Genomic DNA, 26602 nt, shown 5'->3' on the forward strand with positions numbered 1-26602 from the left:
GCTTTAGAATCTTGCTCTAATCCTAGCTTTGTTTTTTCTATGTTTTCGTTTATGGCGTGAGCCATAATGCCTACTTCATCGTGTGTGCTGATTTTCAAGGCTTGTGGGGCAGTTTTAGTTTCGTGGTTAAGGTATCTAAAGAATGCCACCAAAGACTCTTTAATTGTATTAATAGGATTTGTAAAGAATCTAATAAGGAAGAAAATCGCCACAGCACCTAGTGCAATCATGGCAATTGCCAAACCAATTGTCTGTATAAGAATCTCATTGATTGCTTCTGTGTAGTCAGCTTTATCGGCAGCGACAACCATTGTCCAACCAAATGGAAATTGTTTATAATATCCAAACTTATCAACCACCTGCCCATTTTTCAAGGTTAAATCATAATCAATAAAGCCTTTCTTGCTTTTTGTAAGTACATCTTTAAGTGCATCTTCCACTTCCTTTGACAAGCCACTTTTCACAAAATCCATATCTTCGTGTAAGAAAATCGCTCCACTTGAATCTGTTAAAAACACACTCATTGAGGGTAACCTTGGATTCTTAAAGGAGCTAAATCTTGCCTGAAAATCATTTACACCGATGTCAAATCCCACAACACCGACAAACTTACCATTTTTGATGAGAGGCATTGTAGCAGTAGCCAAAGATTCTCCCTTGTGCTTACCACCTACTTCGCTCACATATGCGGGTGTGATGATTCCAGCTTGTTTTGCCTTTGTTTCTACATACCAAGGGTGTTTGCGTAAATCGATACCACCCACATCTTCCCAATTTGGAGAGAAAGTGGCTGTGCCGTGTTGGTTATAATTCTGCAAAATCGCCTTGCCATCATCTTCATATACGATAAACATTAAAGGATATTTGATGAGTGATGAAGCTGAATTAAGAATAATTCTTTGTTGCACGACATTATTTTTATCAGTATTGACAATATCCCTTGCTAATACCCGCAAATGCTCTTGGACTTCATCGCCCATAGTAATCATAATGCTACGATAGGCTGATTCTAGTGTTTGTGCTTGAATGCCTTGATAGATGCCTGTTACATCATTCTTTGTTTTAATAAAATTAAAAACACTAATAATAACAATGATAACAGAAAATATTGCGACTGCACCGGCTGTGAGTTTTCCACTTAATGAACGAAACATTGCTAATTCCTTCTACATTCTTATCTAAAATCTTTTTATGTCATAAAAATAACATACACAAAACCTGAGATTATAACACAGAATCGTATTAATGGTATAAATAAGTAAGTATGATTATGATTAATTAGTGTAGATTCTATATAGAAAATCCATAATAACCATTGAGTTGTAAAGATTAATATATGAAAATTGGCAAAATATGGTTGTATCGGTTTATAAAAATATCAATCATTTTGCGTGTTTTCTGTGATAGATCTTTCTGCAAAGCTCATGTGATGGATTGCAGGTGATGACATAATGATTTGTGTTTGTTTGTCGTATTAGCATATTTAGTTTCTTTTTGCCTATTTGTAAAATAAAACGATTATTTTGCCATGTGAATGAGAAAAGTTTTGTGCTTATCTGGGCGTTTTGCAGCAATAAATCTAGAGATTGTTTGTTTAGAGGCTTTTTTTGCAAAAATGCGTAATAGGCTTGTTTGTTTATCTCTTGTTGCAAGGTTTGTATATGTAGGTTTGCTTGTCTTAGAGCTAGGGATTGTGTAGTATAGGGTTTTAGCATGAATATAGATAGGATTGATAGTAAAGCAAGGCTTAATAAAATCTCAAATAAGCTAAACGCATGAGTATGTTTTATCTGCATTTTATTCCTGTTTGTATTTCTAGTGTTTTTATCGCTTCTTATTATAGGATACTTTGTTTTATTTGTGGAATCTTGATGGAATCTTTGGGTTATAGATTTTTGGATTTTTATTAAAGTATAGAATCTAAAATTAAAAGATTCTATAATGTGGATTCTGTATGGTGAGATTCTAAAGATTCTAAAAGATAGAATCCAAAAGCATATCTACATACTTATCGCATACATTCTTTTGCGTTCGCTTGAGCCTAAGATTCCAAGCTGTTTGCGATATTTTGTGATCGTTCTACGCACCATTTTTAAGGCAAACTTTTTTTCTATGAGTTCTAATATCTTTATGTCTGATAGTGGCTTTTTCTTATCTTCATTGCGTATGAGTTCAAGCAAGAAGTCTTTAATACTCGCATTAGAAGTATCGCCATCAACAGCAGTTGTAAAAAAGCTTTTAATTGGAAATATACCGCGATTGCATTCTAAAAATTTATTGGCAATAGCACGCGATATGGTGCTTGGTGAGTGTCCAAACTCATCGGCTAAATCCTTTAGCTTCATAGGCTTTATCTCTCCGCCTGTGAAAAACTCATATTGATATTCAATGATCATAAGTCCTATTTTGCGTATCGTAGCCTTTCGCATGTCAAGGGCATCGACTAGGTCTCTTGCCTCTTTAAGCTTTGTTTTAAAATATGGATTTTCCTGTGCGTCTTTGAAATGTGGCTTTTCTATAATCATACTTGGATAATATGAGTCATTAAGGCTTAGTTCAATGCTATTTTCTTCCTGTGTGATGATAATATCTGCAATAACCGCACTAGAATCTTCATGGAAGTCAAGGCTAGGCACTCGTCTAAAACCGCGGATAACCTGCATGGCTTTTTCATAATTTTTATGCTTTTTGTATTTTATGTGATTCTCAAGGTTTTTTATAATCTCTAAGGCAAGATCATAATCTGCGTTATCTAGCTCACTTGCATCAAGTTGGAATATAAGACTTTCTTGCAAATCTTTCGCACCTATTCCACCCGGCTCTAAATGACAGAATCTTTTCCTTACTCTCTCTACCTCATCGCTATCAGTTTGGATTCCAACATGCTCTAAATCTGCAAGTAACTCATCTGTATCGCAGTCAAAAAAGCCCTCGCTATTGAGATTATCAATAATGGCTAGAGCTATCTCTTGGCTTCTTTGTGTGGGGAAAAGCGGGGGATTAATCTGTTCTTGCAAGGTTTCAATAAGCCCTTTTTCATAGATAGTAAGAAACTCGATTTTATCGCCTATTGAATTTTTAGCATTGTGCATACCTCTTTGTGGGGCTTTAAGCGGTGTGAGTTTTGTTTGCAAACTTGAAGTAAGTGCTGATTGAATCTCTATATAGGGATTATCTTCGCTAATCTTACCTAGTGTTTCTTCTAGCTCATTAATAGGACTTTGAAGAATGGGTAACCAGCTTTTTAGCGTTGATGATAGTTTTGATTTAACAGCGACATTCTGTCTTAACTTTGCCATTACAACACACGCCTTTTTAGAATCTTAATGTGTAATTGTAGCAAAAAACTAGACTTTTCTAGCTAAAAATCACTTGAGTAAGGCTATATGAAGACTAGGTTATAGAATCACTTATCCCCTAGCGGCAAGTTTATTTATCGCCTCTGCATTCAGCTCGTCCATATGCGTTTTCATCACACGAGAATACATATCTACAAGCCTATTTGTCTCAATCATGCCTGTCATTTCTAGCACTGCATTGACATTACTTTTTTCTAAAAATCCTTGTGTAACTGCCCCGCTATTATAGACAAGATTTGCCCCTGCTAGACCTTCTGAGTCTGTATTATCTGGCTCTTTTCTCTCTTCGATATAAAGGCTACCGCCGATTTTTTTCAAAAACTTTGGATTATCAAAAGTAACGATAGCTAAACTTCCACCAGCGATATTATCTGCCATGCCCTCATTACCAAGCTCTTTAAAGCTTACATTTCCATTTGTATCGACATTTATTTGCATGTTTGCATTCATTAAGATTCCACCCTCATTATCAATGCCATCGCGAGATAATACATGGAATCCCTCTTGCGTTACAAGGTAGCCATCATCGCTTATACTAAAGCTACCATTTCGCGTATAGGCAATGCCATTTGGCGTTTGCACGGCAAAAAATGTATTTGGTGCTTTCAAAGCAAAATCAAGTGTATTTTCAGTTTGCTCCATAGCACCGACACTAAAGTCTGTATATTCCTCTGCAATTGTAGGCACACGAGTCATTGTGCGATTTATAAACTTTGCTGCTGCCTTTGTCTCATCGGGTATAGGCAAAGTATCTTGATGTCCTTGCACCATACGCAAAAAATCACCTATCACAACATCATCACGTTTGAATCCATTTGTATTGAGATTTGCTAGATTGTTTGAGATTACATCGAGTCGATTAAACTGCGTAATCATACCGCCTGTTGCGCCATAATATCCTGTTTGCATAGTTCTATCCTTAGAATTGTTTTGTGATTATAAGCAAAAAACTTTCCATTTTTGTGTTTTTTGGGGTTATATGTTGTAGATTCGATTTCTTAAGTCAAATCTTTTTATATAAATTAGATAAAGTTTCAATAAATTTAATAATTTTAAGCATGTTGTAATAGTTATTATTTTATAATCCGCCCATTACACTAACTTTAGATTTAAGGATATTCTATGATACAGAAGCTATGTAAGCGTATTGTTTTGACATTGTGTGTGGGTATGAGTGTTGCATTTGCACTTGATGATAAAGTAAAAAGTTGGGAGGAAGGTTGTAATGGTGGTAATGCTGGTGATTGTGCTGCTCTTGGGAATTCATATTTTTTTGGTTTTCCTGTCAAGCAAGACTACAAAAAAGCAGTAGATCTCTATCAAAAAGCATGTAATGGTGGTAATACTGATGGTTGCTATAATCTTGGAGTGATGTATGCTGATGGCAAAGGTGTAAAACAGGACTATAAAAAAGCAGCAGATTTCTATCAAAAAGCATGTAATGGTGGTGTTGATGTTGGTTGCCATAATCTTGGAGCGATGTATTATAATGGTAAAGGTGTAAAGCAGGATAAAAGTAAGGCAAAAAAGCTATTTGGCGATGCGTGTGATATAGGACTTCAAGATGGCTGTGATGCTTATACAGATTTAAATGAAGCTGGTGTGCAGTAAAGACTAGATAATACTTTGTGATATTTTGTAGTTTATTATACTTGTTTTTATATATTTTTATAGGGTGTAAAAACATATAGCTATTGTTGAATGGTGTTTTATTATTATATGAAACATGCTTATTTATGTTTAGTAAGCCACTTTATATAAATTACGATCTAAAGAGTATTTACCAAGCCTTTTTTATTTCAACTTAGAGTAAATATAGCGACTTGACAATGAAAAAATGTCGGTTAATTTGGTATGAAATTTAGTTTTTTAAGATTCTGTATCTATTTCTGTATTGCGGGGGGATACTTGTAAGGATAGGGGGTTGTAGATTCTAGAATCTAGATTCTGTTTTGTTTTGTTTGTGTTATGTATGGAATCTTTATTTTGAATAGATTCTGTAATCTTGTCATATTTGCAAGTGTGGGCAAGAGCTTTGCTCGTGCGAGTGCGTAAGCACGAAATATCTTTATTGGATTCTATACTAGATACTTCGCCTAAAGGCTTAGTATGACAAGCTGTTTTAGAATCTATGCTTTTAGATATTTTGCTACGCTCAATACGACAAGCTATCTTGTTAGAATCTAAAGATTGTTTTAAATCTAAATGCGTTGCGTGGTTTAAGTTATAATTTTTAGAATCTAGATTCCAAGAATTGCACCCTAAACCCTGCACCCGCCCATTTGGGGGAGAATCTAGATTCCATATCGCTTTGTTTTTAGATTCTATGTCTATCGTATTTTCATGTCGTATTTTAGCAATAGCAGCTCTGCCTATCATCGCGGCATTATCACTGCAATATTTTAACTCACTCATTAATAGCTTTTTATCAAATTGTGTAGCTAGGGATTGTGCCTTCTCTCTTAGCATGGAGTTTGCGCTAGCCCCACCTACGATAGCAAAGTGCTTGATATGGCTATTTTGCTTCATATAGGACCTGCATTTTTGGATAAGGTGCGTTGTCGCACTCTCTTGCAATCCTAAGGCTAATGCCTTTGCTTGTGTGCTATTTTTTATATCTTGTGTTTTAGAATCTTGTATAAGGGTTTTTAACTCCATTTTTTCAAGCTGCAATCTAAACGCATTTTTTAACCCAGAAAAGCTAAAGCTTTGTATATTTTGATTTACAAGCGGTATGGGTAAGGCTATGGGGGCAATATTTTCTTTTAATGCCATTTGTGCTAGAGAATCTATGATTAAGCCGCCCGGATAGCCAAGTCCTAGCATTTTAGCCGCTTTGTCATAGCATTCCCCAAAGCTATCATCAAGCGTATTTGCAATTACTCGCATATCATTGTAGCTATAACATTCAAGTAGCATTGTATGCCCACCTGATACAAGCAAAACGCAAAGTGGCAAAATCGCTTCAGATTCTATAAAAAGCGAGTATATATGCCCTTTTAAATGATTTATGCCAAGTAAGGGGATATTTAGAGATAGGGCTAAAGCCTTTGCCATTATTACCCCTTCTAAAAGCGAGGTAGATAAGCCCGGCTCATTTGTTACTGCGATATGGGTTATATCCTTTAGTGAAAAATTTTGCTTAAAATTTTCTAATAGCTGGACTAAATCCCTTGCAAAAAGCCTTGAGGCAAGCTCTGGCACAACACCGCCATAATGGCTATGCGAGGCTTCTTGTGAAATCTTTTCATGCCATAAAAGCTTTGTATTAGTGCCATCTGTGTATGCTAATGCACTATCATCGCAACTTGATTCAATACTTAAAATCCGCATATTTTCTCTTTAAGTGTTATGTTTTAATGTATAATTGTATCAAAGAAGTAAGTATTTGTAAGTCTTAGGAGGTAGAACATGTTTGCAGAATGGGAAGAGCAAAAAGGAATAGTGCTTATTTATCCACATATATTTTGTGATTTTAATGCGAATCTAGAGGAAGTGCAAGAATGTTATGAGAGCTTGATTACAGAGATTCTAAAGGTTGAGCCATTATTTCTTATCGTGCATCCAAAGGATAATGATGCTAAGACGAGATTGCAAGATTTTCTATTCACACTTGAGACAAAGGCATATCCATGCAAGATTATCGAGCTAGAGAGTAATGACTTATGGGCTAGAGATAGCATTGCCATTTCTGTAAAAAAGCAACATTCACAAGTGCTAACGCAAATCACAAACGCCATGCTAGGCAGCAAAACAAAAACCAATAAACTTGGAATCTTAGATAAAATCATCAACAAAGAAACAGAAGAAGAGCATATCTATGCAAACTTTGGATTCAATGGTTGGGGGCTAAAATATCCTGCGAATCTTGACAATAAACTAAATGCTAAACTGCATGAAATGGGGCTTTTTGAGAATATGCAGACCTATGGCATGATACTTGAGGGCGGAAGTATTGACTATAATGGCAATGGGCTGTTGCTTACAAATACGCAATGCTTACTTGAGGCAAATCGCAATCCGCATTTAAGCAAAGAAGAGGTTGAAGAAAATCTTAAAAGCACATTGCAAGTAGAAAAGATTCTATGGCTTAATAACGGCTTTTTGCTCGGCGATGATACAGATAGCCATATCGACACACTTGCTAGATTTATCAATGAAAACACCATTGCCTACATTAAATGCGATGATTTAAATAACCCGCATTTTAGTGCGTTAAATGCTATGGAGCACGAGCTAGAATCTCTTGCAAAGACACATAATCTAAACCTTGTGCCACTTCCATTTTGTGATTATGTAGCAAAGTGTGATGAAGATTCTATACATAATAATTCGCTTGTAAATAATCTATCTAATGATAATTTACCTGCTAACAACCTGCCCGCAAGCTATGTCAATTTCTTATTCTTAAATCAGAAAGTTTTACTCATGCCAACTTATAATAAGCCAACAGACCTTACCGCATTGCAAACACTAAAGAAAGCCTTGCCAGACTATAATGTCATAGGCATAAACTGCGAAGCATTGATACAACAACATGGAAGCTTGCATTGTGTTAGCATGCAGATAAATTAGTTTAGGGTTAGGTTTGAATAACAGAAGTCTGCAATGTGGAACCATGTAAATTTGAGGCTACAAACTGCATATCACAGGATATAACCAAACATTTATCCTTTCTTTACATACACTTTTGATACAACTCCTGCCTCTTAGAAGTCGATCAAGACCCCACAATAAACGATTGTGTAGAACATAAACACCAACCCAAGCATAATCAAACGCACAACCCAATCGCATTGAGAAATATTAGACTATAAGCATATCAACAAGTCTAATCCAATTCTCACAGATAGCAACTCTCTAAATTCAGCCAAATGTTTAGAATCTAAGTCCAGTCTCTAGCATGGTAGTCCATGCGTTGGCATGGGGAAGAGTTATAGTTTGATTATTGATTTGCACGGGGCTACTTGCTGGTATATTATAATACTTTGCAATGGCTTTGATATAGAATCCTAGATTTCTTGTCATGCTTATATCCACACCAAGAGAGCCAAACAGACTATATCCAACATCACCTGTGCCACCATTTGCCGCCTCTGCCTTGCCTTGTGTGAAAGCATATATCGAATTTGCCGCACCGCCGCCAAAGCTATATAATAGACTAGTCCTTCCGCCAAATGACTTCCTGCCTTGCAACTCCGCACCATACATTGCCAAGCCATAGCCAAACGCACCCGCATATCCATCAACACCACCAATGAAACTGATATAAAGCGGAGATTCTAAACTTGCGACATTGAATCCTATTTTAAAATGTGTCGCCGCAAATGCACCCACATTGCCACCAAGCAGACTGCCATTAAGATTGTCTGTAAAATCTGGTCCATAAACACCCATAGACCCAGATCCACCCTTCAAGTTTAAAGAAAATAGCAATCGCCGTATAACGATTAAGTCAATATCTAACGCACCATAGCCGCCCTTAAAGTCCCCATCTGCCCTATTATTACCACCAAAATCAGTATAGATTCCACCGATACCGACATTACCACCGATACAAATTATAGAATCACAAGCCGCATTTGCACTCACTCCAAGCGCACTTGCTAACACGATGCTTAATCCTAGCCTTTTATACATTTTTACCATGATTTTTCCTTTTAAATTTAATGACAAATCGGCTTATTTTACAAAAAGATAACTAAGACAAAGTTTAAAAGCATATTCGCAATGATTACTCACTCTTGCAAAGATTCTAAAGCTCCTAAAGATTCAAGCACATTATGTTTAAAGACTTCAAATATCTCTCGTGGTTCTATGCTTTCAATCTCAAAGTTTGTGCCTTTTGAGACGACATAAGGATTCCCAAGCAATACACGGCTAAGCTTTGTATCTCGCATGTTTTTACCGCTACTCTCTGTGTTATTCCCATAAAGTGTAATACAATGCGTCCCCATAGCCCATGCAAGATGTGTTGCGCCTGTATCACCACCGATAGCACAATCAATCTGCCTTAATACAAATTTCAAACTATTAAAATCAAGCTTGTCAAGCTGTGTAGCCTTTAATCCCTGCTTTTTTAAAAGCATAAGCATAGAATCTGCCCTATCTTTATCCTCATTCCACAAAATGTGAAAATGGCAATTTTGCAATAAGCCTTGTAATAATTGTGCTAATTTTGCGTATTTTTCTATTGGATACATTTTCTCTTTAATGGAAGCTTCAAGGATAAATAAAAAAGTATAGGGCTTTTCTTCCATATGATTTAGTGCTGAAAAATGCGAAGTTAGAGATTCTGTAATAAAATGATAGCTAAAGCCTAGCCCTTGTGAATGCAGCGGCATAACTCGCTCTAATGTAAAAGGGTTTGCTTGAAACTCTTTTATATGGCTAAAAAGCACAGAGAAATTTCGCTCAAGGATATTAGAATCATAGGGTATTGACACCTTATGTGTGTAAAAATAGCTAGCAAAGCCCTCTCTTGCCCCATCTTTAGAGAATCCAACAAATTTTTTAGACACAAGGCATTTACCAACAATGGCTGACTTTATAAGCCCCTGCATATCTACCACCATGTCAAATTCACCGCAACTTTTGCAATAGCTTCGTATCTCTAAAAGCCCACCTATACTTTTTAAAAGCTTTTTAAATGGCAAAGAGTGAATCTTTGTAATACAAGGGGAATGCTCTAAAATACCGCTAAATCTCTCATCAACAAACCATTCTATCCTATAATCACGGAGTGCTTTAAGCCCAGCAAGCATGCTTGATGCGATGACAACATCACCAAATGCAGATAATCGTATGATAGCAATTCTCATATTTTTCCTTTCTGTGAAATTAAGATTATAGCATAGATAAGCTTAGAAACTTTTTGTAATATTAAGCAGGATTTTATTGTGTTTTGATATAATCTAGCATTTTGTTTATTATTAAGGGTTAAACATGGGATTCTATAAAAAAATACGACCTTATTTGTATAAATGTGATGCCGAAAAGATTCACAACTTCGCAATAAAAGTAATGAAAATGCCACAAAAGATTCCATTATTTGAATCTATGATTGCAAAGTGCTACTGTCGTATCCATGAGAGTTTAGCTCAAGATATACATGGACTACACTTTTATAATCCCATTGGACTTGCAAGTGGATTTGATAAAAACGCAGAAGCGGTGCGACCTCTAGCTAGTCTTGGCTTTGGATATTTAGAGTTAGGTAGCGTTACACAAATGCCTCAAGATGGGAATGAAAAGCCTCGCATGTTTCGCCATGTAGAAGAAGAAAGCTTACAAAATGCGATGGGTTTTAATAATATCGGGGCAAGGGGAATGTTAGCACATTTAAAGGAAGTATATCCCTTTTGTATCCCGCTTGGTATAAACATTGGCAAAAATAAGAATATCGCACAAGGTGATTCTCTAAAAAATTATGAATTAAGCCTTGATACACTCAAAGACTATGGCGATTATTTCACCTTTAATCTCTCATCGCCAAATACGCCCGGTTTGCGTGATTTACAAAATGAGAGCTTTGTAAAAGAGCTTATGGAGATGGCAAAAAGCATAACAAATAAGCCAATTTTCATTAAAATATCACCTGACATGGAGATAGAATCTATGCTTGCTGTGTGTAATGCAGCGATCCAAAATGGTGTAAATGGAATCATTGCTACAAATACAAGCATTGATTATAGCCTTGTCTCAAATCCAGTGAAAAAAAATGATGTATGCTTTGGTGGTCTTAGCGGTAAGGCTATTAGCACAAAATCAAAAGAAGTTCTAAGAATCTTAGGGAAGAATTTTCATAAGAAAACTACGCTTATTTCTGTTGGTGGCATTGGCGATTCCAATGAAGTATATGAGAGGATAAAGCTTGGGGCAAGTTTAGTGCAGATTCTAAGCAGCATGATATATGAAGGTCCAACGCTTATATCTCGTATGAATAATGAGTTAGCAGAAAAGCTAAAAGCCGATGGATTCAAGCATATAAACGAAGCGATTGGAGTAGCGATTCAATGATGAAGTTATATCAAAAAGTTGTATTAGGAGTTTGTATAATGAGTAGTATTGCATTTGGCAGTGTATTGCCAAAATATGAAAGCAAGATTCTTGAAAATGGTTTGCAAGTCGTGGTGATTCCACTGCATAATAAAAGTAATGTAATTGAGACAAATGTATTTTATAAAGTCGGCTCTCGTAATGAAGTCATGGGGAAAAGCGGTATAGCACACATGCTAGAACACATGAATTTTAAAACAACAAAGAATCTAAAAGCTGGTGAATTTGATGAGATAGTAAAGCAAATGGGCGGTGTGAGTAATGCTTCTACAAGCTTTGATTATACACGCTATTTTATTAAATCTAGCACACAAAATCTAAATAAATCCTTAGAGCTTTTTGCTGAACTCATGCAGAATCTAGAATTTATAGATTCTGAATTTCAATCAGAAAGAGATGTGGTAGCCCAAGAGAGATTATGGCGGACAGATAATACACCTAGTGGCTATTTATACTTTCGCTTTTTTAATACCGCCTATGTTTATCACCCATATCATTGGACTCCAATAGGCTTTATGACTGATATACAAAATTGGGGTTTGCAAGATGTGAAAAGCTTCCATGAGACTTACTATCAACCGCAAAATGCGATATTACTTGTAAGTGGCGATGTCAATCCACAAGATGTATTTAGCGGTGCGGAAAAATATTTTAGCAAGATTAAGAATAAAGGCGAGATTCCAAAAGTGATTATGCAAGAACCAATCCAAGATGGCATAAGAGAAGCTTATATCAAAAAGGATACAGGCGGGATAGAATGGCTTATCATGGGCTTTAAAACACCAAGTTTTACACATAAAGACCAAGTAGCCCTAGAAGCTATCGGCGATATATTAGGCGGTGGTAAAAGTGCGATTTTACCCTCTATCTTGCAAGATAAATTGCAACTTGCTTCATCTGTGAGTGCGTATAATATGGATATGATTGACTCAGGCATGTTTATCATTATAGCAACAGGTAATGCGGGAGTAAGTGCAAATGCCTTGAAAGAAGAGATATTAAAACAGGTTGAAAAGCTAAAAAAAACACAAATCACACAAGCACAGCTTGATAAAATTAAGATAAACACTCGTGCGAGTTTCATTTATAGCTTAGAGAGTGCAAGCTCTGTGGCAGGACTCTTTGGCTCATATTTTGTGCGAGGTGATATACAACCACTGCTAGATTATGAAAAAAATCTAGAATCTCTAAATACCAAACAGATTCAAGAAGTCGCAAAAAAATACCTTGTGCTAGATCAAGCAACAACTTTGATTATGAGAAAGTAGGATGAGCGGTTTATAATTTGATTTTTAGTTAAGTTTAGCGACTCAAGTTATGTCCTTATGTCTCATTGCTTTGCAAGAATCTAAAAGCTCCTATTAGACATTGCTTATAATCTAGAGTCAGTGTGGCATATCACTTTTACTTTCAAGTTGCCATACATTATTCTAAGCTATTCGGCATAGTAGAAGCTGTTTATGTAGAATAGCTTTAAACTTCAGTTATCTCACATCAGCAGTAAAAATTAACTCTACATTACCCCATGTAATACCAGCATGACCAGCTGCTGCATCACTTAAAGCCCTTAATGCTTTTTCTCCCTGTGAAAAATTATGTAAATCTAAAGTGCCTTTCGCAACAAACTTGCCATTATTGATAGTATAAACTAATGGAACAATGCTTGATTCCTTGCCAATCACAACCTTTGCTCTAAGAAGCCCGGTATCCTCACCTTCTACAACTTTGATAAAAGTAACTTTTATATTATTTTTACCAAGCAGTGTAGGAAAAAATACTTTATTCATATTGTCTGTTGCAATTTCATTATCTGGAATTTCGCTACTTGTTGGGACAATAGTCGCACTTGCATTCTGCAAGACACCCACAATACTACGAGTATCTTTACCAAAGGTATATTGTATTGTCTTAAAAGAACCAGCTAAATCCGCCATTACCGGTGCTTTATAACCCACAAATTCTACTTTCACGCTTTTTGTATCAATTGCATTTGCATACATTGCATTTGCATACATAAAAGAGCTTACCGCTAATCCAAATATACGCGGAACAATTTTTTGAGTCATAAACTTATTCATAATAAATTCCTTTCACAATTAAAATAGTCAAGTAGAGTATCATATGCTTGTAAATATATGGATTTTACTTTACTATATCAATCTCACAAAATGTATAAACTTTATTATAGCTAGCTATAATAATGCAAATTTAAGTTTAGGCTGTGATTTTCATGCGACAAAAGGGTAGATATTACGAGCAAGTAGCATTAGAATATCTTATAAGTTTGGGGTTTGAGTTTATTGAGCAAAATTTTCATAGTCGTTATGGTGAAATCGACCTTATTATGAAAAAAGATTCTATCCTGCATTTTATAGAAGTAAAATCATCACATTGTATCAATCCACTTGTAAATATCACGCCAAAAAAGCTAGAAAGACTCACAAAAACTATACATGTCTTTTTAGACCAAAGACAGATTGTAAGCCATTTTTGCATAGATGCGGTGAGTATCTATAAAGACAATATTACATTCATTGAAAATATTACATTTGGATTGTAATATAATATTTTTTAGAATCAATATCAAAAATTATGTTTATGCAATGGCAAAAAAGACTAGCCAAGTAGCTAAAAATATTTAAAGTCATTACAACAAAATACTTTAAGATTCTATAAAAATGCCGATTAGAGAGTATGTTTTGTATTCTAGCCTAAAAAATGTTAGATACAATACAAAAAAAGATTCCATATTACACAAGCACAATATGTAAGTATGGAATGTAAATTTCTTATACTTTTGATTGAACTTATTTGAATATAAATCGCAATGTTGTTTAGGAGTGCGTTATGGCAGGAAAGATTACTTCTCTTGGGCTTGGTAGCTCGGTTTTAAATGCTGATGTTATTGATAAATTGCGTAAAGCCGATGAAGACAATGTTATTAAACCTGTTGATAAAAAAATGGAGCTAAATATTGAGAAGCAAAAGCAACTTGTAGAAATAAAAACTGCCCTTGAAACATTGCGACAACACACACGCAAACTCTCTGACTACTCTACATTCTTAGGGCGAAATGTAAGCGTATCTGGCGAAGCAGTAAAAGCTAGCGCAGCAGCTGGTGTGCCTGTGCAAAATATCAATATGGAAGTAAAACAACTCGCAAAAAGCGATATTAATGAAGTCGGCACAAAGTTTGCCTCAAGAGATGATGCCTTTAGTAATGATGATGGTGTGCTTGACTTTTTTAGCGATGGGCAAAGCTATCGCGTTGAGATAAAAGGGGGAATGACCGTTGGTGAAGTCAGTCAAGCAATAACCGATGCGACAAATGGAAAAATCATGGGTTCTATTATGAAAATTGGTGGGGAAAAGCCCTATCAACTTATGATTAACTCAAAAGAGACAGGTGAGAATAGTAGAATCTATTTTGGTTCTCTTTTACGATCAGAGGGCATGGGGAATCTTGATATTGACTTACAAGGGGAGCAAGACTTCTTCATAGAAGTAAAAGGCACAGATGGACAAATGCATAAAATAAGTGTTACTCTCAACATTCCACAATCTGCTAGTGATAGATTCCTAATGCTACAAAATGCACTAAAAGAAGCATTGAGTGCGAATGAAGCAACAAAAGATTTAGTAGAAAATGGTGATATTACCTTTGGATTGCCAAATGAGGGCAGAGGTTTTATTATCAACGATAGAAGAGGCTTTAAGATTAATGTCGGCGGAGATAAAACGGGCAATCTAGGCTTTATGCAAAAAGAGTCAAAATCACAAGATTTATACTCAAGCAATATTGAAGTAAAAGAGGGAGCACTCACTGGTAGCTTCCAAGTCAATGGTAATACGATAGATTTAGCCCAAATCACAAAGAAAGAAAATACCGCAGACCAAAACGCCCAAGCAGTAGCAGAAGCGCTCAATACAATCAGTGGAGTGCAAGCAAGTGCAAGTCAAAATAAAATCGCTTTAAATAGCGATGGCGTTACCATTGATATTAAGGCTACAAGCCCAGAAGAGACACAAGCCCTTGCAAGCGTTGGATTAAAAGCAGGAAAATATAGCGGTTTTTCATCATTGCAAAAAAATGTGCTAAAGATTAAAAATGTGCAGACTGCAGCAGATTCTGAAGTGCTTTATAATGGTGCGACAATCAAGCGTCCAAGCAATACCATCGATGATATTGTGGGTGGATTAACTATCAACCTACAAAAAGTATCAGAAGAGGGCAAACCAGATGTAATAAGCATTACGCAAAATACAGAAGACATTGTAAAAGAGATACAAGAGTTTGCAAAAGTATATAATGAAACCGTGCCAAAGCTAGATGCGGTTACAAAGTTTGACCCAGATACAAAACGAGGCGGGGTATTTAATACCGAAACGCTTATAAGAAGCATTCGCCCAGATTTAAACCAAGCCATCACCCAGCACATTGCAAATGGACTTGAAGTAAAAAGCTTAATGGATTATGGAATCTCACTGAATGATAAAAGTGTTATGCAGCTTGATGGTGGCAAACTCTCAAGTGCCTTAAGTGCAGACCCAGAAAAAGCAAAAGAAGTGTTTTATGGTGGGGAAAAAAAGGATAGTTTAGGAAAATATAATAGATATGATGGAGTTTTTACAAAAGTAAATAAAGTTTTAGCCGATTTATTAGAAGGTGGAAACGCTAAGTTAAAAACTTTTGAGCAAACACTTGAAAGAGAGTTAAAAAACTACAATCAAGAGAAAGATAAAGCAAAGAAAATGCTTGATGCGAGATATGATACCATGCAGCAGAGATTTGCGTCTTTTGATGAGCAAATAGCAAAAGCAAACAACTCTTTCAATGCCGTTCAAATGATGATAGACCAAGCCGCCGCTAACGACAAAAAGAAATAAGGAGCAGTTATGAGAGCGTTTAATGCCCATAATATGTATCAGCAAAATTCTGTAAGCGTGGAAAGCCCAGCAAAGCTTATAGAAATGTTGTATGAAGGTATTTTGAGGTTTTTAGGTCAGGCACGCAGATGTATGGAGCAAGAAGACATTGATATAGAAAAGAAGATTTACTATATCAATAGGACTACTGATATATTCACGGAACTATTAAATGTCCTTGACTATGATAGGGGCGGTGAAGTAGCAGTATATCTTACAGGGCTTTATACGCATCAAATTAAGCTTTTAACACAGGCTAACATGGAAAACAATGTCGAAAAAATCGATATTGTTATGAATGTAGCAAAGGGCTTATTAGAGGCATGGAGAGAAATACACCAAGAAGAGCTAGGACGCTAGTATCTTTTGCAAATAATTTGAATACACCTTTTTATAGAATCTTGTGTTGGATTCTATAACTTCTTTCATCTTTCATATTTTATTCACTTTAATATCAATAAATCGTTTGACATGTTGTTTTTTTGTGTTTTGGAATCTTGTTATTTTGAATGCTTTGTCATTTTGGATAGTTTCACACCACACTTAAATTTAATATTATTGTATTTAAAAAGGCTTAAGATAAAAATAGAATATATGAGTCGCTAAAAGAAGTAATCCAATAAGAAAAGATAACATACGCAATCCAGAAAGTAATGCATTTCTCATACTATAAATCTTGTTTAAAACAATACATAGAATAATAAGGAAAAATATCCCAATCCCAAATGACATAACTTCAAATGCAATATCAATTTTATATTGCAAAGAAAATGCAAAATGTTGCCATGACATATAAAATAAAAGGTGCGGCTAGTGTCAAAATGGCAAGAACTATAAGCCTATAAATACTCATTGATATATCCCATATCGCATTATAAGTTCATTGCCATATTCTACACCTTTCTTATTAGCAATTATGTCTCCCCTTGTCAAACCCCGTGCCATCTTTACCAATTTTTGTTTAGCCCAATCTAGTATTTCTGCTATATAACCTGCAACCAATGCTACACTTGGACCCTTTAGAAAACATAGCATGGCGCTATAAAAAAGTGCAACACTTTATCCAACCCCATTCTCATTACCATCGAATTTAGGAACATAATTTTCATAAAGATGATAAAAGCAACACCACCTTGAGTATTCCATTCTGGATTTTACTATGCAACATGCGACACATTGGGACCATAGTATAATACACCAAGCCTGTTACTTTGATTCTATTTGAAGCAAGATGACTTTGATAATATTTGAGAAAAATTTTTATATTTTCTTCTACCATATATTTTCCAAACTCCACATAATAATCTTGTGGAAAATCATCTTTATAGGCTTTATAATCATCAATGAGTTCATCTAACGCTTTGTATAAAATGATATTTTTACTCATATCTTCACGATTAATAATTTCAAAAGCTTGCAATGAAATGATTCTTGTATGATTTGATTTAATTTACCTATTTGTATCAACCCAAGATTTTAGCATTATTGCATGATATAGCACTGGTTTTTTTCAAATTGCTATCAATTTGGGATGCAGGTAAATCAAGTATTACAATACTACCACTTTCTTTGCGAAGTGATAAAATATGCGTATGCAACTCCATCTCCACACATATTTCTATTTTGTCTTTTTGCCCGTGAAGTTTAAGTATGGTTTGCAATGCCTGAAAATTTTGTGAATCTAAACATATCTGTTTTCTTTCATGGACAATGATTTTGTAAAAATAATAGCTATATCCTTATTGGTTTCCTATCCTTATATATGTTAAGTTAAATGTCATAAGTTTTGTAGAATCTGTATCAACAAGCAATATATTTGCTATATCAAGATAAGATACCTCACTCCATGAACTACAATATGCACCGCAACCTCCACCCCCTCCATATCAAACCTTATAAAATCATTATCAAAGCATGAAATATTGATAACAGCACCCGCGGAAGGCGACCTAAATATTTGTTCTGCTTCTTCTGTGTCTTCTATATTATTCTTGTCTACCCAAGTATTCAAGTCGTCGCGAACAAAGATTTTGCTTTTTTTGTAACTTTGTTATTGTGATCCACATCATGCACTGCCATACATAAATCTTCAAAATACAAAACACCTTTAAAAAGACTAGTTTCGCCTCCAAGGTAACCAATCAGTGTAACATTACATACTTTATCTTACAATTATGTGTCATTATGATTGCATAATGAAATCTTTAATTCTTTAAAATAGTGCGGATTTGAGCTGTTTAGAAGCTCTAAAAGATCTATGACGCTTACACGCTTATTCATTGCAGATTCCATGCATTCTTTATCTGCTTTACATGCATATAATGTTGGCCGCCATTTCTCTTGAGGTTTGGATAGATCTTTACTCCCCTCCTCATTAAATTTTATCATATGATAATACAATACACTTGAGAGTCTCTCCATTATTTGCACAAGATTCTCATCAGCTATATTTTTCATAAAATAAGATTTATATGGCATAAATCCCCTATTCGCAAAATATTATATTAGATGATATAGCACAAATTTTGATTATATGAAGCCATATGTCAAACATTTAATTGACAAGTTTAAAACTTTATTTTTCGCTAAAAACTCCCCTACCCCAAAAATCCCAAGTCCCATTAGAATCACATCGCAGATAAAGCAGATTCCACTCACCACAAAAACATAGTTACGAGTTATGCCCTGCTTAATAATAAAAGCATTTTGTGCCCCAATAGCAACAATAAGCGAAAGAGATAAAAGAAAACCTTTTAGGAAAATCCCCATAAACCTACCCTATAATTCTATCATTTTATTACAAATACACTGAAAGGCAAACACAACAACAAAAAAATCCAAAAAAAGAAAATAAAAAAGTAGCTAAAAAAATAATTATAAGAAGAATTTAAAATTTCCCTATCCCTGCATCGACCTACATTCCCACACCTGAAAGGTGCAGTATCATCGGCGAAGAGAAGCTTAACTGCCAGGTTCGGAATGGAGCTGGGTGTTGCCTTCTCTCTATAAACACAAGGAAAAGGGAAATAAAGACAAATCAACTAATAAGCTAAAGCTCTACAAATTTAAAAAAGTAAAGCTTGGTAGCCCTAAAAACTTACACAAGCTCCAAGCTCTATGCTATGTTTGTTTTTATGTTTGAATCTATCTTAAGCCCAACTTTTAAATTAAGCTCAATCAAAGCCAAACTTCATAGAAGCAAACAAAGAAAAGAAAAAAGAAATACCAAGTCAAACTCTCAAACTAGAATCTAACCCATAATCACTAGATTCTATAAAAGCTAACCTGTATTACTTTCACTTATCTCGTTTTGCCTTTTTCTTTTGTCCTTATTTCCATTTTCCTTATAGGGTAATGGTGTTAATAGCCACACAAGTGGTTTTACACTGCTTACACTATTGCATTTTCTAAGAAATTACACTAGCATAAAAAACATATGCTACCACAACGACTAAGAATCTATACAATACATAAAGTCTCAATGCTATTCTTTCGTATTTAGTAACTAACCATTCAATTACGCTTCTCAATTCACTTCTCTCTTATCAAAGCAGATTCTATCTCTAAGCTTCTTATTCTCAATTTATACTTGCATATATAAACTTGAATAATTAAACTTAAACAACAAATCTTTAGAATCTTGCACTCAATAAGGCAGTAATCCTTAATAAAAAGCCAAACGGTCTATTAGTAGTAGTCAGCTGAACATATTACTATGCTTACACACCTACCCTATCAAGCAGCTAGTCTTGCTGCGACCTTCAGGGAGAGTTCATCTTGGAGTTGGCTTCCCGCTTAGATGCTTTCAGCGGTTATCACATCCATGCGTAGCTACCCAGCGATGCTCTTGGCAGAACAACTGGTACACCAGTGGCATGTCCATCCCGGTCCTCTCGTACTAGGGACAGCTCTCCTCAACTCTCCTACGCCCACGGCAGATAGGGACCGAACTGTCTCACGACGTTCTGAACCCAGCTCGCGTACCGCTTTAAATGGCGAACAGCCATACCCTTGGGACCTGCTCCAGCCCCAGGATGCGATGAGCCGACATCGAGGTGCCAAACCTCCCCGTCGATGTGAGCTCTTGGGGGAGATCAGCCTGTTATCCCCGGGGTACCTTTTATCCTTTGAGCGATGACCCTTCCACACAGAATCACCGGATCACTATGACCGACTTTCGTCTCTGCTCGACTTGTTTGTCTTACAGTCAGGCTGGCTTATGCCATTACACTCTACTTGCGATTTCCAACCGCAATGAGCCAACCTTTGCAAGCCTCCGTTACTTTTTAGGAGGCGACCGCCCCAGTCAAACTACCCACCAGACATTGTCCTACTTGAGGATAACTCAAGCTAGTTAGCAGACAGAAACATTAAGGGTGGTATCTCAAGGATGGCTCCATCTCTACCAGAGTAAAGATTTCAAAGCCTCCCACCTATCCTGCGCATAATGCTCCCATCGGCAGTGTCAAGCTGTAGTAAAGGTCCACGGGGTCTTTCCGTCTTGCCGCGGGTAGGAGGAATTTTCACCTCCACTACAATTTCACTGAATCCCTAGTTGAGACAGCTCCCATCTCGTTACGCCATTCATGCAGGTCGGTATTTAACCGACAAGGAATTTCGCTACCTTAGGACCGTTATAGTTACGGCCGCCGTTTACTCGGGCTTCAATTCAAAGCTTCGACTTGCGTCTGACTAATCCTCTTAACCTTCGAGCACCGGGCAGGCGTCACACCTTATACTTCCTCTTACGAGTTTGCAAAGTGCTGTGTTTTTGGTAAACAGTCGGGAGGGACTCTTTGCTGAGACCACATTGCTGTGGCACACCTTATCGCGAACTTACGGTGCTAGTTTGCAGAGTTCCTTAACTAGAGTTCTTTCACGCGCCTTAGAATACTCATCTCATCTACCTGTGTCGGTTTGCGGTACGGGCAACATTAGCTAAACTTAGAGGCTTTTCTTGGCACGACGGCGTCAGTAGCACTCATCTTGATCCGAAGATCGCAACAAGCTATTCAAGTTTCGAATACAAGAGCGGATTTACCTATCTCTCAATCTACGCTTTTAAATTAGCACTTCCATCAGCTAACGCTACTTAGCCCTATGCGTCCCCCCATCGCACACTAATGTTGGTATGGGAATATTAACCCATTTTCCATCGACTACCCATTTCTGACTTGTCTTAGGACCCGACTAACCCTACGATGACGAGCATCGCGTAGGAAACCTTAGACTTTCGGCGAAGTGGATTCTCACCACTTTTATCGCTACTCATTCCTGCATGCTCACTTCGCATCGCTCCAGCACTCCTTACCGGTATACCTTCAACGCAATACGAACGCTCTTCTACCACTATGCATCAGCATAATCTACAACTTCGGTGTCTATCTTAGCCCCGTTATATTTTTTGCGCAAAATCACTAGACCAGTGAGCTGTTACGCTTTCTTTAAAGGATGGCTGCTTCTAAGCCAACCTCCTGGTTGTCAAAGTAACTTCACATCATTTTCCACTTAGAATAGAACTTTGGGACCTTAGTTGGTAGTCTGGGTTGTTCCCCTTTTGACGATTGATTTTATCACCCACCGCCTGACTCCCAAGATACGGTAATAGGTATTTGCAGTTTGACAGGGGTTGGTACCGCGGTGAGCAGCCCTAGCCCAATCAGAGCTCTACCCCCTATTACTATCACTTGAGGCTATACCTAAATATATTTCGAAGAGAACCAGCTATCACGAAGTTTGTTTGGCCTTTCACCCCTATCCACAGCTCATCCCAACCCGTTTCAATGGGTACGAGTTCAGTCCTCCATAAGCTATTACACTTACTTCAACTTGGCCATGGATAGATCACTTCGCTTCGGGTCTGCAGCATCTGACTTAAACGCCCTTTCAGACTCGCTTTCGCTACGGCTTCGCGTTTGCTTAACCTTGCCAGATACCACAACTCGCAGGATCATTATGCAAAAGGCAGTCCGTCACCCTTGTGAGCCTCACTAAGAAATCAAGCTAAATTCGCCTTGTGGCAATCTTTGCGGGAGTTTGAAAAAATCTTGTGCGACAGACTCTAAGTCTAGTCTCCGCGATTTTTTCTGCACAACCCACAAATCTTGCTCACAATGCTAGAATTTCTTATATATTCCCCTTAATTCCTTAATGAGACCCACAATAGGGCTCCGAATGATTGTAGGCAGATGGTTTCAGGTTCTATTTCACTCCGCTCACTGCGGTTCTTTTCACCTTTCCCTCACGGTACTTGTTCGCTATCGGTGTGATAGTAGTATTTAGGGTTGGAGAGTGGTCTCCCCGGCTTCAGCCCGGATTTCACGTGTCCTGGCCTACTCTGGATCCTGCTACCTATGAATAATATTTCGCATACGGGACTATCACCCTCTGTGATGTGTTTTTCCAAACACTTCTGCTACATTATTCAAGTGGATATTGCAGTCCTCAACCCCAGTAGCAAGCTACTGGTTTGCCCTTTTCCCCGTTCGCTCGCCGCTACTAGGAGAATCTCTATTGATTTCTTTTCCTCTAGCTACTGAGATGTTTCACTTCGCTAGGTTCGCCTGCAGGCAACAGACAATAGAGGCTTGGCTTATCTTTTGGCGATAAATTAATGAGTTCACAATTTGTTTGTGCGACAGACACTAAGTCTAGTCTCCGCACAAATTGCTTCACAACATTAATTTCTCATCCAAAATATTTCGCCATCTGCCAATCTCTACTCTCTGTTGCCTACATAACTAGTATCTCTACTAGCTGGGTTGCCCCATTCGGAAATCTATGGATCAAAGCTTCTTAGCAGCTCCCCATAGCTTATCGCAGCTTAGTACGTCCTTCATCGCCTCTATCACCCAAGGCATCCACCATCTGCCCTTAAAAGCTTTTTACTTCTAAGGATACTGCCTTATTGAATGCAAGAGATTAAAAAACCCTGCCCCAATAAGACAAGTATGTCGCGTAATTGTAGTTAATTACTATTTAGGCTATTAACAATAAAATTTCAAATAACATTTAGACTAAAGTCTAATGCAAAGTTTTCTTCAGATAAAGAAGGACTAAAACCTTGCATTAGACTTCATATATCTCTTACACATATCTACAAGCTTCATGTAATTAAAACCCATGTTATGTGTATTCAACATATCAAATCATTTTTTATATTATTTATAATAAACTTATATACTCTCTTTTATATCATAGTTATTGCATTACTCACTTATATAGCATACCTAGAGACTATTCTCAAAATGGTGGAGAATAGCGGGATCGAACCGCTGACCTCCTGCGTGCAAAGCAGGCGCTCTCCCAGCTGAGCTAATTCCCCTAACGATGATAGTAAAACTAGAATCTAGTTTCCATATTCAACTTTAGTTATTTTCTAACACTCTACAAAGTATTAAAAAGAACAATTTATGGTGGGCTTAGGAGGACTTGAACCTCCGACCTCACCCTTATCAGGGGTGCGCTCTAACCACCTGAGCTATAAGCCCTTTACTAAAGAGAAAGCTAGTTAAAAGCAATAGCAAAATATGACATAAATTCGATTTCAATATTTAATATTTATAAAATACGCAAATAATCTCTGAAAACTAAGCAAGATGCAATATCATAGCCAAACTGTCACTACCACATAGCATACAACTATAAAAAGACATAATTTATAAACTATATAGCAACTATATCTAAACAACTTCATAATGATTAAGATAAACAAATATCTTAACATATCTCTAGAAAGGAGGTGATCCAACCGCAGGTTCACCTACGGTTACCTTGTTACGACTTCACCCCAGTCGCTGCATCTGCCGTGGGCGGTAGCCAATTTAGCATTCCGACTTAAGGCAAATACAACTCCCATGGTGTGACGGGCGGTGAGTACAAGACCCGGGAACGTATTCACCGCAACATTGCTGATTTGCGATTACTAGCGATTCCAGCTTCATGTAGTCGAGTTGCAGACTACAATCCGAACTGAGAGATGTTTTAGAGATTGGCTCCAGCTCACACTATTGCATCTCTTTGTGCACCCCATTGTAGCACGTGTGTAGCCCTAGGCGTAAGGGCCATGATGACTTGACGTCGTCCTCACCTTCCTCCTCCTTACGAAGGCAGTCTCCTTAGAGTGCTCAGCCAAACTGCTAGCAACTAAGGACGAGGGTTGCGCTCGTTGCGGGACTTAACCCAACATCTCACGACACGAGCTGACGACAGCCGTGCAGCACCTGTTTTCAAGCTCCCTAAAAGGGCACTCCACTATCTCTAGTAGATTCTATCAATGTCAAGCCTAGGTAAGGTTCTTCGCGTATCATCGAATTAAACCACATGCTCCACCGCTTGTGCGGGTCCCCGTCTATTCCTTTGAGTTTTAATCTTGCGACCGTACTCCCCAGGCGGAATGCTTAATGCGTTAGCTGCATTACTGCAAGGACAAGCCTCACAACAACTAGCATTCATCGTTTAGGGCGTGGACTACCAGGGTATCTAATCCTGTTTGCTCCCCACGCTTTCGCGCATCAGCGTCAGTAATGTTCCAGCAGGTCGCCTTCGCAATGAGTATTCCTCTTGATCTCTACGGATTTTACCCCTACACCAAGAATTCCACCTACCTCTCCCATACTCTAGATGGTCAGTTTCAAATGCAGTTCTGTAGTTAAGCTACAGGATTTCACATCTGACTTGACCACCCGCCTACGCGCTCTTTACGCCCAGTGATTCCGAGTAACGCTTGCACCCTCCGTATTACCGCGGCTGCTGGCACGGAGTTAGCCGGTGCTTATTCGTAAGATACCGTCATAATCTTCTCTTACAAAAGGAGTTTACAATCCTAAAACCTTCATCCTCCACGCGGCGTTGCTGCTTCAGGGTTTCCCCCATTGAGCAATATTCCCTACTGCTGCCTCCCGTAGGAGTCTGGACCGTGTCTCAGTTCCAGTGTGTCCGATCACCCTCTCAGGCCGGATACCCGTCATAGCCTTGGTGAGCCATTACCTCACCAACAAGCTGATAGGACATAGGCCAATCCTTTAGCGAAGGCTTTCAATAAAAAATTCGTCTTTGGATGATAAATCGATGAGTTCGCAATTTGCTGACACGACAGACACTAAGTCTAATCTCCGCACAAATTGCTTCACAACACCAATTTCTCATTCCAAATACTAGAATTTTGTGCCAACAACACAAAACACTAAAAAGAGAAATTCTTTATTGAAAGCCCCTTTCCCCCGTAGGGAGTATCCAGTATTAATCACCGTTTCCAGTGGCTATCCCAGACTAAAGGGCATGTTACCTATGCATTACTCACCCGTGCGCCACTAATCCACTTCTAGCAAGCTAGAAGTTTCATCGTTCGACTTGCATGTATTAGGCACGCCGCCAGCGTTCACTCTGAGCCAGGATCAAACTCTCCGTAAGAATTATGGAAGTTTGTATCTATCAAATCAATAGTAGCAAACTCTCCATAAGAATGAAAACCCAACAAAATACACAATAAACATATAGCTTAAAATATATCAGTTAGAATCTCCACAAATAATCTCAATATCAAACAACATTTCATATTTAACATAAGTTACATATAAAATGCCATAACATCAAAGATTATTATTTAAAGAATTTGTCCTAATCTCTAAAATGTTTCACAAAGACTAAAACTTACTATGCCCTGCCCTACTCTCTCACAAAGACTAAAGCAAAACATAATAAATCAGTTATAGTCGAGTTGTATAGATTAACAATTTAAAGACTTGGTTGTTAAAATAAAATTGAAGCATTTAAAGTATAGTAAAAAGCAATATTCAAATTTCATAATAGTTTTACAAAACTAAGATATTAACTTTAAACAATCTAGCTACAATATCACAATCAAATCTTGCTTAGTTGTCAAAGATCATTGCTTTAAAAATATCAAAATTTCCAAAGTCAAATAACGCAAGTATTAACAAAAACACAAAAAAGTGAAACAAAACATAAAAACTCTAAAATCTAAAAGGATAAAAAGAGTTTGGTAAAAATATTACTGATTTTAATGAAAAAATGCTATAATATTCGGTATATTTACATCTTGTAAATCTTTAATTTGCTTTCTGCAAACTTGAGAAACAGAATTATATGCTAACAAAGCTTAAATAAAGCTTAAATTTAAAAAAGTTTTTGATTTTTTAGAGTTTGTTTTTTTAGGGGGGGGGATTTTTTAAGGCAATTCTAATGACTATCATGTAAATTAAAATTACATATATTAGATATAGGTGATAGTAACAACA

19 protein-coding genes, 2 tRNA genes and 3 rRNA genes are annotated in these 26602 nt (G+C 37.0%); 7 read left to right on the forward strand and 17 right to left on the reverse strand.

Annotated elements, in window-relative coordinates:
• From C6H08_RS03220 to C6H08_RS03235, 4 genes are all read right to left on the reverse strand, one after another.
• A partial coding sequence (locus C6H08_RS03220) for a HAMP domain-containing protein (RefSeq protein ID WP_104686099.1) occupies positions 1-1154 on the reverse strand: 1154 nt, incomplete at its 3' end.
• A 228-nt stretch (positions 1155-1382) separates the two neighbouring features.
• On the reverse strand, positions 1383-1796 hold the full coding sequence (locus tag C6H08_RS03225) for a hypothetical protein (protein ID WP_034580513.1): 414 nt from the start codon (positions 1794-1796) through the stop codon (positions 1383-1385).
• Between the two features lie 204 nt (positions 1797-2000).
• Positions 2001-3299, reverse strand: a complete 1299-nt coding sequence (locus tag C6H08_RS03230; RefSeq protein ID WP_034563333.1) for an RNA polymerase factor sigma-54 — start codon at positions 3297-3299, stop codon at positions 2001-2003.
• Between the two features lie 111 nt (positions 3300-3410).
• Positions 3411-4268 carry a flagellar hook-basal body protein gene (locus C6H08_RS03235; protein ID WP_005217556.1) on the reverse strand — a complete coding sequence of 286 codons (858 nt, stop codon included), beginning with the start codon at positions 4266-4268 and terminating at the stop codon, positions 3411-3413.
• Positions 4269-4481: 213 nt separating this feature from the next.
• On the opposite strand from C6H08_RS03235, the gene C6H08_RS03240 reads away from it, so the two are divergent.
• Positions 4482-4970, forward strand: a complete 489-nt coding sequence (locus tag C6H08_RS03240; protein ID WP_034580515.1) for a tetratricopeptide repeat protein — start codon at positions 4482-4484, stop codon at positions 4968-4970.
• 258 nt (positions 4971-5228) lie between these two features.
• On the opposite strand, the gene tsaD is transcribed toward C6H08_RS03240, so the two are convergent.
• The gene (gene tsaD / locus C6H08_RS03245; protein ID WP_104686100.1) at positions 5229-6692 is read right to left on the reverse strand and encodes a tRNA (adenosine(37)-N6)-threonylcarbamoyltransferase complex transferase subunit TsaD; all 1464 of its coding nucleotides are present in this window, start codon (positions 6690-6692) and stop codon (positions 5229-5231) included.
• 78 nt (positions 6693-6770) lie between these two features.
• On the opposite strand from tsaD, the gene C6H08_RS03250 reads away from it, so the two are divergent.
• Positions 6771-7934, forward strand: coding sequence for an agmatine deiminase family protein (locus C6H08_RS03250; protein ID WP_034580517.1), 1164 nt, complete (start codon positions 6771-6773; stop codon positions 7932-7934).
• 303 nt (positions 7935-8237) lie between these two features.
• Here C6H08_RS03250 and C6H08_RS03255 read toward each other — a convergent pair whose 3' ends face one another.
• Positions 8238-9008, reverse strand: coding sequence for a hypothetical protein (locus C6H08_RS03255; protein WP_034562928.1), 771 nt, complete (start codon positions 9006-9008; stop codon positions 8238-8240).
• Between the two features lie 89 nt (positions 9009-9097).
• Positions 9098-10180: a lipopolysaccharide heptosyltransferase I gene (waaC, locus tag C6H08_RS03260; RefSeq protein ID WP_034562930.1), complete on the reverse strand. Its 1083-nt coding sequence runs from the start codon at positions 10178-10180 to the stop codon at positions 9098-9100.
• Positions 10181-10304: 124 nt separating this feature from the next.
• Here waaC and pyrD point away from each other — a divergent pair, with 124 nt between their 5' ends.
• Both pyrD and C6H08_RS03270 read left to right on the forward strand, forming a co-directional pair.
• A complete protein-coding gene (pyrD, locus tag C6H08_RS03265) occupies positions 10305-11378 on the forward strand; it encodes a dihydroorotate dehydrogenase (quinone) (RefSeq protein WP_034562932.1) in 1074 nt (357 codons plus the stop codon).
• Between the two features lie 38 nt (positions 11379-11416).
• Entirely contained in the window at positions 11417-12685 is a 1269-nt protein-coding gene (locus C6H08_RS03270) for a M16 family metallopeptidase (RefSeq protein ID WP_034562934.1), read from the forward strand.
• A gap of 216 nt (positions 12686-12901) precedes the next feature.
• On the opposite strand, the gene C6H08_RS03275 is transcribed toward C6H08_RS03270, so the two are convergent.
• Positions 12902-13495, reverse strand: a complete 594-nt coding sequence (locus C6H08_RS03275; RefSeq protein ID WP_052092664.1) for a hypothetical protein — start codon at positions 13493-13495, stop codon at positions 12902-12904.
• Between the two features lie 152 nt (positions 13496-13647).
• On the opposite strand from C6H08_RS03275, the gene C6H08_RS03280 reads away from it, so the two are divergent.
• The 3 genes from C6H08_RS03280 to fliS all read left to right on the forward strand — a co-directional run bounded on the left by C6H08_RS03280 (position 13648) and on the right by fliS (position 16703).
• Complete coding sequence (locus tag C6H08_RS03280) at positions 13648-13977, forward strand: YraN family protein (protein ID WP_004086043.1); 330 nt, start codon at positions 13648-13650, stop codon at positions 13975-13977.
• A 287-nt stretch (positions 13978-14264) separates the two neighbouring features.
• Positions 14265-16304, forward strand: coding sequence for a flagellar filament capping protein FliD (gene fliD / locus C6H08_RS03285; protein ID WP_034562936.1), 2040 nt, complete (start codon positions 14265-14267; stop codon positions 16302-16304).
• 9 nt (positions 16305-16313) lie between these two features.
• Positions 16314-16703, forward strand: coding sequence for a flagellar export chaperone FliS (gene fliS, locus C6H08_RS03290; protein ID WP_004086047.1), 390 nt, complete (start codon positions 16314-16316; stop codon positions 16701-16703).
• Between the two features lie 745 nt (positions 16704-17448).
• Here the strand turns inward: fliS and C6H08_RS03300 are convergent.
• The 9 genes from C6H08_RS03300 to C6H08_RS03340 all read right to left on the reverse strand — a co-directional run bounded on the left by C6H08_RS03300 (position 17449) and on the right by C6H08_RS03340 (position 25754).
• The gene (locus C6H08_RS03300; RefSeq protein ID WP_034562942.1) at positions 17449-17763 is read right to left on the reverse strand and encodes a hypothetical protein; all 315 of its coding nucleotides are present in this window, start codon (positions 17761-17763) and stop codon (positions 17449-17451) included.
• Positions 17764-18162: 399 nt separating this feature from the next.
• Positions 18163-18354, reverse strand: coding sequence for a hypothetical protein (locus C6H08_RS03305; RefSeq protein WP_034562944.1), 192 nt, complete (start codon positions 18352-18354; stop codon positions 18163-18165).
• Between the two features lie 161 nt (positions 18355-18515).
• Complete coding sequence (locus tag C6H08_RS03310; protein ID WP_034562946.1) at positions 18516-18821, reverse strand: hypothetical protein; 306 nt, start codon at positions 18819-18821, stop codon at positions 18516-18518.
• 51 nt (positions 18822-18872) lie between these two features.
• Entirely contained in the window at positions 18873-19112 is a 240-nt protein-coding gene (locus tag C6H08_RS03315; RefSeq protein ID WP_077388576.1) for a LysE/ArgO family amino acid transporter, read from the reverse strand.
• 132 nt (positions 19113-19244) lie between these two features.
• A 5S ribosomal RNA gene (gene rrf / locus C6H08_RS03320) occupies positions 19245-19360 on the reverse strand.
• A 649-nt stretch (positions 19361-20009) separates the two neighbouring features.
• Positions 20010-23230, reverse strand: a 23S ribosomal RNA gene (locus C6H08_RS03325).
• Between the two features lie 361 nt (positions 23231-23591).
• Positions 23592-23667, reverse strand: a tRNA-Ala gene (locus C6H08_RS03330).
• Positions 23668-23756: 89 nt separating this feature from the next.
• A tRNA-Ile gene (locus C6H08_RS03335) sits at positions 23757-23833 on the reverse strand.
• 244 nt (positions 23834-24077) lie between these two features.
• A 16S ribosomal RNA gene (locus C6H08_RS03340) occupies positions 24078-25754 on the reverse strand.
• Together the 16S, 23S and 5S rRNA genes with 2 tRNA genes alongside form the textbook arrangement of a ribosomal RNA operon.
• Positions 25755-26602: the final 848 nt, after the last annotated feature.

The sequence above is a fragment of the Helicobacter bilis genome (assembly GCF_900198365.1).
GTDB lineage: Bacteria > Campylobacterota > Campylobacteria > Campylobacterales > Helicobacteraceae > Helicobacter_A > Helicobacter_A bilis_B.